This window comes from Moorena producens PAL-8-15-08-1 (assembly GCF_001767235.1).
GTDB classification, from domain to species: domain Bacteria; phylum Cyanobacteriota; class Cyanobacteriia; order Cyanobacteriales; family Coleofasciculaceae; genus Moorena; species Moorena producens_A.
In genome coordinates, this window is the sequence record NZ_CP017599.1 from 5,471,192 (window position 1) to 5,489,127 (window position 17,936).

The following is a 17,936-nucleotide window of genomic DNA, read 5'->3' on the forward strand; positions in this document are numbered from 1 at the left end:
CGTAGGCCACGCTAAAAGCGAACGCTGGGTTTATAGCGTTTCTCACAGCTATGAGGTACACAGGATTTTTTCCCTTTTGCCTCTTGCCTCTTGCCTCTTGCCTCTTGCCTCTTGCCTCTTGCCTGTTCCCTGTTCCCTGTTCCCTGTTCCCTGTTCCCTTCTAAAACTACCAAGGATTTCCCACAATAGTAAACCATGCCCAATAGTAAGGATGAGATAACTTCTTATTACTTTTATCCTGAAGCATCTCGACTTGAGCTAGTCTTAAAGCTTCTGCTTTTCTAGGAACGAGTTTTAAATGGTCATAAAAAGATTTCAGGAGTTTAAAGGTTCCATTTTGAGGCACTGCTAACAAACTAGCTAAGACCGATTGCACTTTGGCTTGATAGGCAAATCCAGCAAATCCTAATTCATACTGTTCATTGCCAAGGGCTGTATCACAAGCACTTAAAACCAATAAGTTTACCGGTGGTTGCTCTAATCCCAGGGTTTCAAATTTTCCTAATCCTAATCGTTTGTTTCCGAACTGAATGTAGGAATCATTAGCATTAGACCGAAATTTACCATGGGTTCCTAAATGAAGGATATTAAAAGATTTCTGATTAATTTCATCCTGGAGATTAGCTAAGGTAAAGTTTTCGTTTTCTAGGGCTTTAGCTGACCAGGTATTAACTAAATGCTGAATTAGTTTGGGCACATAGGGTAGGTCTCGATGGTGGTCAAATTTTTCTGTACCCATTGCCAGCACTGGGGCTTTTCTGACATCGGTATAGTTGGTATCGGTCAAGCTCAAACTAGGCACTAAACCAACACTGTATTTTTCCACAATAAAGCTTTCGCCATCATGGAGTGCTGCTAAGGGGAGAGACTGCAAGCTTTTATCCATCACAAACACCAAGTTATTGATGTTTTGTTCATCTAATGTCTTCTGGAGGGGTTTAATCAATAATTGATAGAGTTGTTTAGATTTAGCTAAGTCTTGTGGTCGAAACACCCCTGCTCTGGGAGATGCTACACTATCCCGGAATTCTTCAGCTAAGGCTAACACTTGCTCCCGGCTGGTATTAGGAACCCGTTTGTAGATCATTTTGCCTTGGCTAGTTACCAATACTAGTTCCAACGGAGCATTAGGCTTGGGCTCTACAATTACATTAGGATTAATGTTGAGGAATTCGGTTTTCAAGACAACGTCTCGTCCTGGTAAATTTCCAGAATTCCGAAAAAAGACATAGATTAGTGCCGGTCTAGCATCGGTAACCTGTTCAATTTCCTTGAGTTCTGTTTGAATGTCTTTTGCTGTTTTAATCTGAGTCTGCTCTGCTTGTCTATCTGCTTCTGTAACAGATGACGACCCTTGACCGGTGACTTGACCGGTGACTTGACTGGTGACTTGAGTGGTAAAATAATCCTCTAGTTGATAGACTAGCATTTCTTTGGACAATGCTTGAGTTTCTTCTATCATCACTGGTGGGAGGATGTCCTGTGGTAACTCAGGTAACTCTGGCTCACTATTGGTTACTGTATTAGGAAATGATTCAGTAATCAGTTGGATCTGCCTGGGAAAATCCCCCTGAGTATAGGACTCCAGAAACCGTTGCGTTGGCAAAATCGAATTGTCGATGCCAGTGGTAATGGCTGCAGCGGTACCATTGACGGTAGCATCCCCTACGGTAAAGGGTATGGAACTAGCTCCGCCATTATGTCGGATGATGACTGAGCCTCCTGCCACTCCGCCCCTAGTGGAAATACTAGCTGTGGTCTGATTGCGTCCGCTAAAAGCATCAGTAGCTCGGAAAAATCGACCAGCGGTAATATCGACATTACCACCACTACCGTTTTCTCCCCCTTGAGCATTAATCGCCCTGACTTCCACATCTCCAATCGGGTCGATAGTCACATTTCCCCCATCCTCAAGACTACCGGTAGTATTAATTACCCCAGTCTTGATGGTAGTGAAAGCATCGATAACCAGATCACCACCACTGATACCAGAAGTGTTGAGGTTGTCTGTGAATACCTCTCCATTCCTAGCAGTAAGGTTGATATCGGAGCCATTGGTAATAATGTTCCCAACTGCAATGCTTTGATTGGCCTCTAGAGTAATGGAAGCATCGTCTATGCCTTGAATGGTGCCCTTGCCGATGATGGCACCTGACCCGGCTGGGGCTTGAATGGTTACTGGGTCTTGGAAAGTGACCCCAGTCTCAGCAATGGTAATGTTAGCGCTACTGTTAGGATTACCGATAGTGATAGCAGTAAAGCCATCCTGAAGGAGGTTGATTTCTTCCGCAGTTAGTGCTAATATATCTGGATTGTTGGTATCACTGCCACCAATTGCGATCGCTTGATCAGAGCTGAACGGTTGTAATGTAATGGTGGCATTCCCTTGGACTATTTCGTTAAAGTTAATGTCATCAGCAGTTAGGGTAATATCCCCTAGGGGAATGGTGCCTCCCACTGCATCATTAAACTGAATGGTGCCAGTGCCAGCATTAACGCTCAGGTCTTGACTACCGTCAACGGTATCATCAAAGGTAATGTTACCGCTAGTGCTAATGATGTTAGGACTAATATTAGCGCTAGTGTTATCAAGATTAAGGGGTTTGAGGAAGCTAATGTTACCACTGTCAGATGTCACACTGCTGTTGAGATTGATTTGATTAGTGTTGAATTCCCCAATTGAGATACTCCCATTACCCTGAGCACGGATGAGTTGATCAATGGTGATAGTACCAGGTATATCTTGTCCGAGACTAATGTTGCCATTATTAGCAGCGCTAATCCCATCCACACCAGCCACGGTAGTAATCACAGCATTGGGATGTTGGAGGTTAAGGATAATATCGCCACGGTTGCGGGTAATAGCAGCAACATTCTGAGCTTGAACATCTATACCATTAGCATCAGCGTAGCTAAATCCATTTTCAGCATCGAATAGCACTGCGCCTTGTGGCCCATCAATTTTTACTTCAGTGCCTGAACTATCAAAGATGGTACCAGCAGAGATAAATTGAACTGTCTGATTATTGGCGAGTTGGACAACAGGATTGCTGTCACTGCTAACAAAGTGAATATCCCGCCCTCTAACGATAACATTGAGGTTTTCCTGACTCAGGTCAAAGTTGCGGATTCTTACATCACCGGTTAATTCAGGATTTCCAATGGTTAAGGTACCGGAGGTTCCTAGATCGAGATTATTGAGCAAATCCCCTGTGGTGATTTCGAAGGTGCTACCAGCGTCTTTCCCTATCCCAATGGTAGCATTAAGCTCTTTTGGTTGAATAGTGATTGTCTCAGTAATCAGCTGGGAAATCAAGTCAATCCCGCCAGCGGTAATCAAAACATCTTTAATGTTACTGACTTGTGATGGTTGGTCCGGGTTGCCGAGACTGACCTGACCATCGGTATCAATGACTAGAGTGCTGGGGCTGTTAATGGGATTTTTGATAGTAACATTACCATTGGTAGCTGTGATTGCGATCGCTCCTCCATTGCCCGATTCGGAATCAGCATTGATACCGCTACCTCCACTATTGATTTCAATATCACCACCTCTGCTAATTAAAGTAACATTGCCAGCACTCTCCCCACCCAATGAATCGATACTAGGAATTTGAATAGTAGCTTGAGTTGTGGATAATTGACTATTGCCATCAGCAATTAGGGTAATATCCCCTCCACTACCAGTATTATGGCTGGAAGCATCTAAGCGATTATTCGAAGTTACTTTGATAGTGCTGCGAGAGTCAATCAGGATTTGTTGGGAATTAGTATTAGTATTGTTATTATTACTATTACTTAGACCACGGGTCTTAATGGTGTCTACTTGAATGGCTCCACTGGGTAATGCAGTATTAGGTAAATACTGATTGGTTAACAAGACCAAGCCATCCCGATCGACGGTAATATCCCTAAGTTTGATATCGGCACTGGTGGCATTACTGCTAACAGTATTACTAAAATCAGGAACAAGATTACCTGAATTGTTTCCTGGAATTCCTCCTAGTTGTGTCCAATCAATCCCAGCTCTAATATCTAAGGTGGCCTGATTAGCACTATCAATCACTACATTGCTTTGGTCAGATAGAGTGACATTGGCGAGATTAGCAACAAAAGGATCGGAATTAGTTGGACTAATCCTAGGGTTACGGTCATCACTAGGATTAATCACAATTTCGCCTAAGGTAACACTACCCCCTGCCAAAATATGTAGGGAAGCGCCTTGGTAGTTTCCTATACTGACATCACCATTTGCGAAAATGATGGAATCATCAGGACTAATCCAATTTCCTGGACTGCCATCTAACTGCTCGATCCGAAAACTAGCCCCTGTGTTATAATAACTGCTGCCTTGTACTGGATTAGCGGAACGCAATACCATGTTTCCACCAGAGAAGAAACCACTAGCCTGATGATTGAAGGTTGAAATCTCTATGGCTTGATTCCCCTGGATGGATAAATTGCCGAGGGCTTCTGCAATAAAGGGGCGCGCTAGACTATCATGCGATCGCACGGTATTGCCAGCCAACAGATTCAAATCCCCAGTAGTAGAGAGCTGGCTTTCGACTAAGGTCAGATTATTAGTAGCTGAGAGTGTAGCAGTCTGAGCCTTTACCTCCCGAGCCACCACATCACCCATCTCAATGGGTAAACCAGAATCCGCGAACTCTACGTTACCATCTGGCTTCACCACAATCGGTGTCTGTAACCCTTCAACTCCCCCGGTCAACAAGGTTGGTAAATCCTGAGGTGTAAACGGTAGCTGCTCTCCATCAGCATCCGTTGGTAATTCAATTTCTATACTTAATAGGTGTCCTGGTTGGCTAATCCTAACTAAATTACCACCATCTACAGCAGCCAGAGTAACCGTTCCGTTGGCAGCACTTACGTTTCCAGTACTAATCACACTACCGCCGATTAAGGTTAAATTATTTCCCTCTAGTACTTCCAGATTTCCAGCATTAATAATACTCCCTGGTTGATTCGAGTCAAAGGCCAACGTCTTGGGATTACCGATTAAAGTTTGATAGTCATTTGACCCAAAGCTAGTAAACCAATTGTCTTCACCAAACCCAATCCGATTCGCTGTTGTTACGGTTAAATCACCTGGGATATTCAACCGAGCATTAGCACCAAACATCCATCCCGCTGGATTCATCAAAAATAAATTTGAGTTACCTCCAACTACTCGAATTAACCCGTCAACAATTGACGCTTCACCCCCAATAACCCGACCCAAAATATTACGAATTTGGGGATTAGAAAGAAACGTAACTGTCTGTTCTGCATTCAAACCAAATTTTTCAAAACTATGGAATAAATTGGCTCTATCTCCGGAAACTGTACCCCCGTCAATCGTTAACTGATTGCCCTCAATTGTCAGACTAGTTCCCGTCCCATCTGCGGCTGGTATAATAGATTCAGCCTTAACATGGACGGGATAGAGTAAGGCTATACCTAAATAAATTTCTCCAACTAGAGAAAAAATTTGCCACCACCATTTACTATGCCACCAAACAGCTTTCACGAGTCGATGCTCCCACTACACCAATAACCTACACTAATAACTTAGTTGATCGCTAATTAATTATGCTCCCTTAGGAAAGTTTACTGAATACTTATCAAGTAATAAACCAAGGTAGTTACACATCATAATTATTCAGTTGATAATTTAGTGAATTGCCGAATTTTAATATTACAAGTAATATTAATTGGTTAAAACAATCCGCCTCCCTTGTTTACTTCATTTATTGGCGTGCTTGGCATTTTCGCGATTGCTCAAACACCCCCCTTGCTCAAATATTACCATCATCAGACTGCTGCGAATACTATCGACCCTATCACTACAGCAACCAAACTCGTAATCAGGGAAGGGATCTAACTTATGGGTAACTTATGGGTTGATTAGGGGAGGGATTGATTGGTTTTGGTTAATAGGATCAATAGGTAATTGACATCTGCATCATTATAATTAAATACCAACAATAAACTTTGTATAGTTAATTGTTATTAAGCCTAGACATAAGGATTCAGCGGTCAGCTATCAGCCAAGGGCTGATAGCTGACCGCTGATAGCTGATAGCTGATAGCTTACCTAGACATTAGTCGAGATACTAGAACTTGCCATTACTAGCAGCCACAGAAGTACCATTGCTCAAATACTGCTCAGGCTCTACATCAACCTCTACGAGGTCTTGGGAATATTGAGTTTTACTTCCAAATAGGGTCTTTCTTGTCCAACGAACTAAGTTATCGACATAGGTAAATAATACTGGCACCACCACCAAGGTTAGCAGAGTAGAAGTGGTAAATCCTCCAATCACGGCAATAGCCATCGGACTACGAACTTCACCGGCTGCTCCCCATTCCAAGGCAATGGGAATCATGCCAGCAATGGTGGAGACAGAAGTCATCAAAATCGGTCGCAAGCGACTGACTCCAGCTTGAATCACTGCTTTAAACTGGGATGTCCCTTCTTTCTGATTGGCTAAGGCAAAGTCTACCAACAGAATGGCATTTTTGGTCACCAATCCCATCAGTAACACTATTCCGATTAGGGCATATAGTCCCAATTCCTTCTGGGCGACCAACAGTCCCATTAAGGCACCACCGATGGATAGGGGTAAAGCGACCAAAATCCCAAAGGGATAGAGAAAACTGTTGTACAACAGTACTAGAATGGCATAAATCGAGAGCACTGCTAGCCCTAAGGCACTGAAAAATCGACTGAATATGTCTTGCTGAATCTTGGCATCCCCAGCTGGTTCCTCGGAAACTCCAGGGGGTAGGGGATTCATGGCAGGTAGGGATTTAACTTTTGCGATCGCATCTCCTAGAGAAATCCCTTGCAAGTTGCCTCCCAAAGACACCTGACGAGCACGATTAAAGCGCTTAATCTCAGCAGGTCCACTCCCTAAACGGATATCAGCTACGGCAGTGATTGGTACTAAGGTACCATTTCGACTGGGAACCCGCAGATTTTTGAGGGTTTCGATGTCATTCCTCGATTCTGGGTCGAGTTGGACACGAATCGGAATTTGTCGGTCAGATAAATCAAATTTAGCCAGATTTGACTCAAGGTCTCCAATTAACGCTAAAGAGGCCGTGCGTGCGATCGCTTGAACAGACACTCCTAAATCTGCAGCACGGGCAGGGTTAGGTACAATCACAATTTCTGGTTTAACTAGACTTTCACTAGAGGTAACTTCCACTAAACCAGGAATTTGACGCATCTGTTTTTCTAGGGCTTGGGCAGTTTGGGCAAGCAGTTCACCATTCTCACTCTTGAGAATAATTGATAAATCCTGGCTAGAGCCTCCACCCCCTTGACTACGGAAACGAATCCTAGCACCAGCTATGTTCTGAAAAGCCTGACGCATTTGCTGGTTAAATTCTTTTTGAGAGATTTCCCGTTCCTCTTTGGGTAAGAGTTTGGCGTATACAGTACCAGAATTTATACCATCATCTCCAGCGCTGGCCAAAACATTTTCCACAGCTGGGTTTGACTGCAACAACCGATTAGTTTCTTGAACGACGTCTATGGTTTCATTGAGTTGAGACCCCGGTGGCAGATCAATCAATATCGTACTAATGCCAGTATCCCCATCATTAAACAAACCCTTGGGAATAAACTGTACAAGCTGCAAGCTACCGATGAAAAACGCTACAGCTATCAACATCGTGGTAATCCGGTGCTTCAACGCCCAGGTTAATAGACTTCGATAAGGTTGTATAGGTCGCCTCTGATCGGTTGCAGGTTGTTCGGTTGTAGGTTGAAGGTTATTGGGTTGATGGTTATTGGGTTGATGGTTATTGGGTTGATGGTTAGCGGGTTGAAGGTTATTGGGTTGATGGTTATTGGGTTGATGGTTATTGGGTTGATGGTTATTGGGTTGATGGTTATTGGGTTGATGGTTATTGGGTTGATGGTTATTGGGCCAACTTTCAACCTTAAACTTGTCAACCTTAAACTTGTTAACCTTCAATCCTTTTGATTTTGGCTTGAGCAAATAAGCACTCAGCATCGGTGTCATTGTTGTAGCTACCAGGGTGGAAAACATAGTAGATACCGCAACGGTTACTCCAAAAGGTTGGAAGAATTGACCAGGTATACCCCCCATGAAGGCTACAGGAAGAAATACCGCAACTATTGTAGCGGTGGTGGCTACTACAGCTAAACCAATTTCTCTGGCCCCATCCCAAGCTGCTCTAATGGGTTTCTTACCCATATCCAAGTGCTGGTCGATATTTTCAATCATGCAAATGGCATCATCGACCAAGTTGCCCACTGCTAGGGCTAAACCCAGTAGGCTCATATTGTTGAGGGTATAGTTTAGGGCTTTTATGACCAAAAATGTGGGAATAATTGATAAAGGTAGCGCTATTGCTGTAATTAGAGTTACCCGCCAATTTCTCAGAAATATCCCCACGGTGAGTACGGTGAGTAGTGAACCGATAACCAGGGAATCGATGGTTGCTTGGTAGGAATCACGGATTGAATCAGCACGGGTGAAGATCAAGGGCAGTTCGATATCCTCTGGCAGGGTAGTTTTTAGTTGTTTAACAGCCTTGCGAACCCCTTCTTCCACCGAGACTAAAGTGCTACCAGTGCTGCGCAGTACAGAAAAAGCTACCACTGACTTCCCATTGAGATAGGCAGCTGTCCTAAGATCACCAAAGCCGTCGGTCACCTCTCCCAAACTGGAAAGGGTAACATTTGCGCCATCTGGGAGTACAATACGGTAGTTTTTCAACTCTTCGACTGTCTTAGCACTTCCCAGAGTCCGGACATTCTGTTCAGCGCCGCCGATGTTACCGCGACCACCGGGTAAGTTGACATTAAAGCTCCGAATTTGGTCATTAACTTGGGTAGCAGTGATACCAAAGGCTTGTAATCTAGCGGGGTCAAGGTCAACTCGAATTTCCCGATCAACTCCTCCGAGTCGATTAATTTGGGCAACTCCCGGTACATTAACTAGATCACGGCTAATTTTCCGGTCAACTAGATCACTCAACTCCTCCACTGAGCGTTTGTCAGAAGCTACCGCATAGGTCATCACTGAACCCCCAGCAAATTCTAACCGTCTGACAATCGGTTCGTTAATATCTAGGGGCAAACTTTGACGAATTTGAGCTACTGCATTGCGTACATCATTCGTTGCTTGATTGCTATCAGTTCCCAGGACAAAATTGATAACGGTGCTGGAGCTGCCATCAGTAACGGTGGAGCGGATTTGGTCAATGTCTCCAAGGCTAGCAACAGCATCTTCAACTTTTTTCGTTACCTGGAATTCCAGTTCTGCAGGTCCTGCCCCTGGCTGGGTAACAGTAACCATAACCGCTGGAAGATCAATATTAGGAAGCCGATCAATTCCCAACTGGTTAAAGGAGAATAGACCGACTATTCCTAAAACCAGAAACATGACCAGAGTAGCAACCGGATTTTTAATTGACCAAGAGGAGACGTGGAAGGACATCTGATAAATAGTTGAAGGTTAATCGGTTGAAGGTTGAAGGTTAATTGGTTGAAGGTTGAAGGTTAATTGGTTGAAGGTTGAAGGTTAATTGGTTGAAGGTTGAAGGTTAATTGGTTGAAGGTTGAAGGTTAGTTGCTTGAACGCGATTGCGTGGCCAATAGGCCAAGGTTATTTGGTTGAACGCGATTGCGTGGCCAATAGGCCAAGGTTAGTTGGTTGAACGCGATTGCGTGGCCAATAGGCCAAGGTTAGTTGGTTGAACGCGATCGCGTGGCCAATAGGCCAAGGTTATTGGCTCAAGATGCAACTTGTAACCGCGTCACTTTCAACGGTTAATCAACATCGAACCTGTAACCTGCGTTCCTTTCAACCCTTAATGAACCTGTAACTTGTTAACTTTCAAGGCTTTTATTGAGTGTCTAAGACTTGGACGGGATCGCCGTCTTTGAGGAAAGCAGCACCTTTGAGTACAATGCGATCGCTTGGGGATAAACCACTATTGATTTCCACTTGCCCACTAGGGAGCAGTTCTCCCATGACCACTGGCTGTGCTTTAACAGTGTTATTTGCTTCGAGTCGGTAAACGATGGTGCTAGTGTCGGCTTGGGGCAATACTGCTTTGGATGGTATGGTTAAACCAGTAGTTGATGAGATGGTGATGGAGCCTCGTAAAAACATCCCTGGTAGCAAGCTACCGGAATTGGGTAAATCTACTTTCACCAGAGCTTGACGAGACTGCTGATCAACTATCGGGTCGATTTCTCGTACTGTTCCAGAAAGCTTTAGGCTGCTATCTCCTCTAGAGGATATTTCTACTGGTTGTCCAATCTGGATTTGGGACAGTTGGGTTTCGGGTACCCTTAATAACAGTTCCAAACGCGCCTTTTCGATAATGGTAAAGAGTGTTTCTGAGGAAGAGGTAATATCACCGACACGGGCATTTCTAGTGGCTACTTTGCCACTGACTGGTGCCACCACTTGGGTATCGTTCAGTCGCGCCATCACTAACTGGACTTGTGCCTTTTCTCTAGCCAGTTGAGCTTCGGCTTGAGCAATTACTTCTGGACGGTAACCAGCTAATCTTTGCTGGAGCTGCTGTTGCGCTTCTACTACAGCGGCTTCTAACTGGGCAATTTCTGGGGAGTTGGTGTTTCGTGCTTGCTCAAGGCGTTGTTGGGCTTCAGATAAATTCGCTTGAGCACTGAAATATTGACTTTCCACCTCATTATAGCGGTCTTGGGAAATGGCTCCTTCGGCAATCAATTTTTTCTGGCTCTCGAAGCGACGTTTAGCAAGACTCAACTGTGCTTCAGCAGATGCCACTTGGGCTTTAGCTTGGTCAATCTGTCTAGGAATACTGGCTTGAGCCTGTCTTAGACGAGCTTGGGCTTGGTCGAGACGAGCTCTAGCTTGGGCTTTTTCTTCTGAGCGTGTCCCTGCTTTGAGTTCTGCTAAACGGGCTTCAGCTTGGGCAACTGTTGCCTGAGCTTGAGCTAACTGTGCCTGAAGCACAGCATTATCTAGCCTGACCATTACTTGTCCTGCCTTGACAAATTCCCCTTCTCTAACCAGTACCTGTTTAATCTGTAAACCCGTTGCTTGGGATTTGACCCTAATCTCCTCAAAAGCAGCAACACTACCAATAGCTTCTAGAGTACGGTTAACTGTGGTGGTTTTTACGTCTGCCACCGTAACAGTTTGAGCAGGTACAGCAGAGGGGACAGCCGCAGGGGTTTCAGCAGAAGGGACAGCTGCAGGGGTTTCAGCAGTTTCAACAGGGGAATCGGTTTTTTGAACCTTTGGAGCTGTCCCGATCAATCGCATTCCTAGGAAGGTCAGCATAATGCCTATACCCATGGCCATCACTAAAGTACCTGCTCCTGATGACAAGGGGCTTTGGGATTCACTAGTCCCGGAGCTGGGTAATGATGAGGCTGAATCCTCCTGTTGGTGATTAGCTTGGTGTAATGGTTGTTGATCTGGCTGAGTGATAGTAGTGCCAGAGCCATTCAGCTGAGATTTCTGTTGGTGATCTGGCTGAGTGATAGTGCCAGAGCCATTTAGCTGAGATCTCCGTTCATCTAAAGTGTTTCGGGTCATGGTTATTCCCCTGTTACTGGTAGTGCTGAGTAATTTTGTTAAAAAAATATGATTTTAAAGGTTATTTCTTAATATAACTTAAAACTTATTAATTTAAAAGTTATTAGGACCTGAGCTAAAACTGTCTATCTATGTTTTTTCTTAATCAAATAAGATGTATAATTATTAGTCGTCTGGTAATTAGTCACAGATTTAGCACTCCCCAACATCCATATCAATCAAGCATCGCTTTACGGATGCAGCGATGTCTTGGGGGAAAGCACAGGGAAAACAGCGGTGCGGACGTAGGTTTCGCACACAGAACCGCGCGCCACTCGCACTTCATCAAGGCAGGGCACAGAAAAAAGCCGACAGAAAGAAAGCCTATAGAATGGGATCCTCCTAACAATCAGCTATCAGCTATCAGCGTGTCGCGTATCAGCCTATGCGCTATGCCCACCCGTGCGCGTTCAGCTTTTGAAGAAAATAGCTGACCGCTGACGGCTGACCGCTGACTGCTGAATGCTTACTCTTAGGTGCGCTTTCCGCTCTTTGTGCCCTTGACCCATTAAGAATTAAATTCGCGCTTTGGTGCGCGCCTTTAGGCAAAGCCCGACGCGGGGCGCGAACGGGCGCGCACCTTTTGTTGCCTCAGTTTTTGTGTGACATTTTCCTCTGTTTGCTGACTTTTCAAAGTCTAGTAGTAGTTAGAATATATACTTTTTAAAAAGGTCTAGTCATGGGTGGAAGTAGTGATAAATTTCCTTAGATAAATGCAAACCAATGCCTGGTACTTCAGCAAGCTGTTTAACCGATGCGTTGCGAATATAATCAATGGAGTTAAAGTGAGCCAATAACTGTTTTTGGCGCTGAAATCCCAATCCAGGAATCTCATCTAAACGGGAACGATGTAACTGAGTAGTTCTTTGTTTGCGATGAAAATTCACGGCAAAGCGATGAGCCTCATCTCTAACCCTGCGTAAAAGTTGCACCCCTGGTTGCTCGGGCTCAGTGTTTAAAGGAAATGGCTGCTCTGGTAAAAATAGTTCTTCGTACTGTTTAGCTAAGCTTACCACAGGCACTTCTTCTTGTAAATTTAGCTCTTGCAATACTGCTACAACTGCTGACAGCTGTCCTTTTCCCCCATCAATCATTACCAAATCAGGCCAATCTTTTCTGAGTGTTGAGTGTTGATTGTTGATTGTTGAGCTAATACTATCTGCTGGTTCTGGTTCGAGTTGACTTTTTCTAAAGCGACGGCGAATCACCTCAGCAAGGCTAGCAAAGTCATCGGAGTGACCGACAGTGATATTAGGATTTTTGATCTTGTAGTGACGGTAGTGCTGCTTGGCTGATGTGCCATCTAGAAATACTACCTGAGAAGCCACTGCATTGCTGCCCTGGATGTGGGAAATGTCATACCCTTCTATGCGCCGTGGTAAATCCGGTAAGTCGAGAATGTTAGCTAAATCCTCCATCGCTTTGGTGTTGCGGTCAACCAATCGCTGGGTGCGTTCCAGTTCATAGTTAGCATTGCGCTTGACCATTTCAATCAGTTCAGCTTTGGTTTGCCGTTGGGGGGTGAGTATAGTTACATTTCGACCTTTGCGCAGGCTCAAATAGTCAGCCAACATCTCCCCATCGGGTAACGGGTGTTGCACCAAAATTTCTGTAGGGATTTCTACAGCATCAGCAGTTTGGTAATGCTCTTCTAAAACCCGTTGTAAAATTGCTCCTAGTTCTATTGGTCCATTCCCTTGAGGGGCTACATCGGCAAAGAATCCCAATCGCCCGACTAAGTGACCAGCACGGATCTGAAATAGTTGGATGCAAGCATGTTTGGCATCAGCGGCTAGTGCGATCGCATCTCGTGATACAGTATCGTCAGGTAAGGCTACTTTTTGGTCTGTACTCAGGGACTTAAGTCCAGTAATCTGATCCCTAATTCGGGCTGCTAGCTCAAAGTTAAGGGATTCTGCTGCTTGTTCCATATTGGCCGTCAGCATCTCAATCAGTTCCCCAGTACGCCCTTGAAAAACCATAGCGATTTCCTGGATGGTTTGACGGTACTCTTCCGGTGTGATTAGTTTTTGACACACACCAGGACAACGACCTAAATCATAGTTAAGGCAAGGACGGTCTTTAAACAGAGGTTTAGGGCGTTGCCGGATGGGGAAAACCTGTTTGACCAAAGCTAAAGTATTGCGCAATAGCTTAACATCGACGTAGGGACCATAGTATTTATCGTGTTTATTCCCCATGCGCCGCTTACGGGTAATGAAGATACGGGGGTAATCCTCTGACCAAGTGATGGCAACATAAGGATATTTCTTATCATCCTTGAGGAGTACATTGTAGTAAGGTTGGTGCTGCTTAATCAGATTGGCTTCCAAAGCTAGGGCTTCCGCTTCGGTATCGGTTACGATGAATTCAATATCAGTAACCTGTCCCACCATCATTGCAATGCGAGGACTGAGGGGTTGGGAGTAACGGAAATAGGAACGGACTCGCGTACGCAATTTTCGGGATTTGCCGATATAGAGAATACTAGCGCTATGGTCGCGCATCAAATAAACCCCTGGTTCCAGGGGAATTTCTTTCAATCGGCTTTCCAAGGGTTCTGGATCTTGGATTAATGGTTTAGAACTCATCAGTCAATGGTCTGTGGTCAACTTTTGGTTGTTACTTGCCGTGATGCCCGACTATGTTTGCTTGTGTTCCGCTAGCCGATTTGAGATCACATCCAAAAATTTATCCACATTAAATGGCTTAAGAATATAGTCATGAATGCCTAGTTCTCTGATCTTCTGAATATTGCTGCGATCTGCACTAGCCGTAAGAAACATAAAAGGAATTTTGGCTGTGGCTGGATCTTGACGTAGTACCTCCAATACCCCATATCCATCTAGTTCAGGCATCATTACATCGCACAAAATTAAATCTGGTGGTTCTTGTTGAACCAACTGTACACCTTCAACACCATTTTCAGCACCCTGAGCTTCAAACCCTTCAATTTCAAGGAGTTCGATCAGATTTTCTCGAATAAAAATCTCGTCCTCAATTACCAAGATTTTATTCATTATTATCCTGTTAAACCTAACTGTGAAAATTTAAATCTTATCAGAACTTTAGAATAAAATGCAATTATAACGGATAGTTGTAGTTGGTGCATTAGCCCAATGGCATATTATTGGGGGTAGCCCAAGTTTCATTGACAGCCAAATAAATATGAAACGATATGTTAGTGTACTCCAGTTGTTCTGGAGTACTGCGCTCACTGCTGAACTGGAATATCGGTTAAATTTTGCGATCGCTACCTTGAGCAGCCTAGGAAACCTGGCTGGTAGCCTATTCGGTCTATTCTTATTTTACCGGACTGGCTACACCTTTTCAGGCTGGAATTGGGAAGAAGCCCTGGTAATACTAGGGATGTTCACGTTACTACAGGGGTTTTCTGCCACGTTCCTGATTCCCAATCTCAACCGGATTGTGGATCACATCCAGCAAGGAACCCTTGATTTTATCCTACTCAAGCCCATTAGTTCTCAGTTCTGGCTGTCTTGGCGAAGTGTCAGCCCTTGGGGGTTACCAGACTTAATCTTCTCAATGATAGTAATAGGCTACGCTGGTACACGCCTACACTTAGATATCGGCAACTATTTGTTGAGTGTAGTGCCACTATGTTTTGGGTTGACTAGCCTCTATAGCATCTGGTTTATGCTGGGAGCAACAAGCATTTGGTTTATCAAAATCTACAATGTCACCGCTGTTCTGCGCAGTATGCTAGAAGCTGGTCGATATCCCATGGTAGCTTATCCGGCTAGCTATCGGTTTTTCTTTACCTTTGTAGTGCCAGTAGCATTCCTGACTACCGTACCAGCAGAAGTGATGTTGAATCGCAGTGATACCTTTTGGGTAGTAGGTTCCGGTATTCTAGCCCTAGGATTGCTGTTAGCTTCGAGCATTTTTTGGCAGTTTGCCCTGCGTTTTTATACCAGTGCTTCTAGTTAGTAGGTGCGCTTTCCGTGATGGCTAGGGATTGCTCGCCATCACGGGTCGCACCTCTTGATTCTTGCGAATCAAGCTAAGATGGGTCAAGTCGCTTGACCTATGGTCACGCTGCTTAACGCGCTCCAATTCAAAGTTCAAAATTATTAATTCAAAATGATTCGGACAATTCTATATTTTGAAGTTTGAAGTTTTAAGTTTGAATTTTGAATTTTGAAGTTTGAATTTTGAAGTTTGAATTTTGAAGTTTGAATTTTGAAGTTTGAATTTTGAATTTTGAATTACCACTAGGGGTCATTGCATAAATTCTTGGTGCCAGATGGCAAAAGTTAGCAACGACCAAAGTTGACGGCTGTTACCAGGTTTGTAGTCTTGTATCAAGTTACAAACTTCCGGTTTAAAAATACCTGTTTCAGGCAACGTTTTAATTGACGCGCAAACATCTTCCCAGATATAATCTTTTATCCAAGATCCAAAAGGCGATCGCCAACCATACTTTTTCCGCTTTTTTACTACTTTTGGCAATAAATCTGAAAACGTTTCTCTCAGCAGTTGCTTATCTTTTTTCCAGCCCACTTTCCTGGCAAAGGGAATAGACATGGCATATTCAACAAATTGGTAATCTAAAAAAGGAGTCAGGGATTCAAAACCTGCTGGCGTACTTGTTTTATATGTCTTGATGCGATTTGATTCTTCAATATCCAACTTCAAATCCATGTAGAGCAGGGCATCGTGGTTGCTAGTAATGTGATTGTTGGAGAGCAAACTTTTTAATAGTTCCTGATATATCGAGTCTATGACTCCGGTATCTGTAGCGTATTCTCCCTGTAAGAGCTGATTAAATTCTCCCTTGCCGTAGGTAAACCAAGTACTTAATCTTTCTACAGTTAAGGGTGCTAAGTCAACTCTTCTAAAAGCTGTAGGATTAAAGTGATCTTTCACTGGCCATTTGTTTCTGTTGGCATAGGCTAAGTTGCGCAACCACTTAGGTAATTTTTGCAAGAGGCTAATCTGCATATCTAATAGATGGCGCGGCTCACCTCCCAAGATGGCATCACTGCCATCCCCAGTCATTACTACTGCAATTCCTTGCTCCTTAAGCCATTCAGCCAGCAAGACCATGGTGACGTTAATCTGGTTACCATGAGGCTCACCATAATTTCTCACACAACGCCGCAGTGTGCCGATTAAATCTTGTCTCCCAGAGATCATCAGCTGATTATGTTTGGTACCAAAATGGGCACTCACTGCCTTAGCAACATCAGCATCAGAGTTACACTGATTCGGATTTGTGTTCCAGATTTCAGCATCAACAGAACCAATTTCAAAGGCTGTAGAAAAGGTGTGAACTGGTTCTTTTGAGAGTTTGCTCATCATCCCCACAACCAGGGTAGAGTCTAAACCACCACTCAGAAGTGCTGCGGGAGAAAAATCACTGTTGCGATCTAAGCGACGCTTTACCGCCAACTCAAACCGCGAGCGAAGATTGTCTCTTATTTCTGCTTCTGGCGTACTTTGCAATGTTGCGATTTGCTTGAGTTGCCAATAGCGATGTAGCTGCGGTGTTTTTCCAGCTTCAATGATTAAACTATGAGCAGGTTGTAGCTTTTTTACCCCCTTAACTAGGCTCAAGGGAGAAGGAATGTATCCAAAAACCAGGTAGGATTGCAACCCTTGAGGGTCTACAGCTTTGGAAACAACAGGGTGTTCTAGGATTGCCTTGAGTTCTGAAGCAAAAATAAAAGTAGAGTGTAGCTGATCGAAGAAGTAATATAGTGGTTGCTCCCCAAATCTGTCTCTCGCTAACCACAGCTTTCCAACAGAGCGGTCCCAAATAGCAAAAGCAAATGTACCATTGAGCTTATGAACAACCTCTGTTCCCCAAGCTTCGTATCCCTTCAGTAACACTTCAGTTTCACGATTAGATTGGACATGAAACCCCAATGTTTCCAACTCGTCTCTGATTTCTCGGCAGTTGAGAATTGTACCACTGAAGACAACGACCTTTGTATGGTTAGAGTTCCACATTGGCTTATAGCTATCAGCGCGATTGTCTCTCGTGATCAGGGGAACATAACCTAGAGCCACTCCATCCTCTGGTTTAATGTCTAAATAACTGTCATCAGAACCACTATAGGCAATTGCATTACGCATGCGCAGAAGCAAGTTCCGATCAAGATGCTGATCTGTAGCTGTGAAAATGCCAACTATACTACCCATTAATGCTAGATACCTCGAACAAAACAAATTGCGTTCGCTTAGCGTGACCTACGGTCAATCGCGAAGCGTGGCCTACGGCCAATCGCCCTCTAGTCGCTGAACAAGTAACTCAACCACTAATTAGAGGACTTATGGCTATAATTCCCTTAAGCC

7 protein-coding genes are annotated in these 17,936 nt (G+C 44.1%); 1 reads left to right on the forward strand and 6 read right to left on the reverse strand.

The features are described 5' to 3' along the window. Positions 1 to 166: 166 nt before the first annotated feature. From BJP34_RS19985 to BJP34_RS20005, 5 genes are all read right to left on the reverse strand, one after another. Entirely contained in the window at positions 167 to 5,527 is a 5,361-nt protein-coding gene (locus BJP34_RS19985; RefSeq protein ID WP_070393857.1) for a CHAT domain-containing protein, read from the reverse strand. Positions 5,528 to 6,113: 586 nt separating this feature from the next. Beyond that, the gene (locus BJP34_RS19990) at positions 6,114 to 9,476 is read right to left on the reverse strand and encodes an efflux RND transporter permease subunit (RefSeq protein ID WP_229423942.1); all 3,363 of its coding nucleotides are present in this window, start codon (positions 9,474 to 9,476) and stop codon (positions 6,114 to 6,116) included. Between the two features lie 408 nt (positions 9,477 to 9,884). Further along, positions 9,885 to 11,576 (reverse strand): efflux RND transporter periplasmic adaptor subunit, encoded by a 1,692-nt coding sequence (locus tag BJP34_RS19995; protein ID WP_070393858.1) that lies wholly within the window; start codon positions 11,574 to 11,576, stop codon positions 9,885 to 9,887. A gap of 716 nt (positions 11,577 to 12,292) precedes the next feature. Beyond that, positions 12,293 to 14,206, reverse strand: a complete 1,914-nt coding sequence (gene uvrC, locus BJP34_RS20000) for an excinuclease ABC subunit UvrC (RefSeq protein WP_070393859.1) — start codon at positions 14,204 to 14,206, stop codon at positions 12,293 to 12,295. A gap of 51 nt (positions 14,207 to 14,257) precedes the next feature. Then, positions 14,258 to 14,635 (reverse strand): response regulator, encoded by a 378-nt coding sequence (locus BJP34_RS20005; protein WP_070393860.1) that lies wholly within the window; start codon positions 14,633 to 14,635, stop codon positions 14,258 to 14,260. 148 nt (positions 14,636 to 14,783) lie between these two features. On the opposite strand from BJP34_RS20005, the gene BJP34_RS20010 reads away from it, so the two are divergent. Further along, positions 14,784 to 15,566, forward strand: coding sequence for an ABC transporter permease (locus tag BJP34_RS20010; protein WP_070393861.1), 783 nt, complete (start codon positions 14,784 to 14,786; stop codon positions 15,564 to 15,566). Positions 15,567 to 15,857: 291 nt separating this feature from the next. Here BJP34_RS20010 and asnB read toward each other — a convergent pair whose 3' ends face one another. Further along, positions 15,858 to 17,783: an asparagine synthase (glutamine-hydrolyzing) gene (gene asnB / locus BJP34_RS20015; protein WP_070393862.1), complete on the reverse strand. Its 1,926-nt coding sequence runs from the start codon at positions 17,781 to 17,783 to the stop codon at positions 15,858 to 15,860. Between the last annotated feature and the right edge of the window lie 153 nt (positions 17,784 to 17,936).

What these genes read in the sequence shown, in the direction of transcription:
- BJP34_RS19990 (WP_229423942.1), bottom strand. Translation starts at nt 9,476, where the DNA reads ATGTCCTTCCACGTCTCCTCTTGGTCAATTAAAAATCCGGTTGCTACT.
- BJP34_RS19995 (WP_070393858.1), bottom strand. Translation starts at nt 11,576, where the DNA reads ATGACCCGAAACACTTTAGATGAACGGAGATCTCAGCTAAATGGCTCT.
- uvrC (WP_070393859.1), bottom strand. Translation starts at nt 14,206, where the DNA reads ATGAGTTCTAAACCATTAATCCAAGATCCAGAACCCTTGGAAAGCCGA.
- BJP34_RS20005 (WP_070393860.1), bottom strand. Translation starts at nt 14,635, where the DNA reads ATGAATAAAATCTTGGTAATTGAGGACGAGATTTTTATTCGAGAAAAT.
- BJP34_RS20010 (WP_070393861.1), top strand. Translation starts at nt 14,784, where the DNA reads ATGAAACGATATGTTAGTGTACTCCAGTTGTTCTGGAGTACTGCGCTC.
- asnB (WP_070393862.1), bottom strand. Translation starts at nt 17,783, where the DNA reads ATGGGTAGTATAGTTGGCATTTTCACAGCTACAGATCAGCATCTTGAT.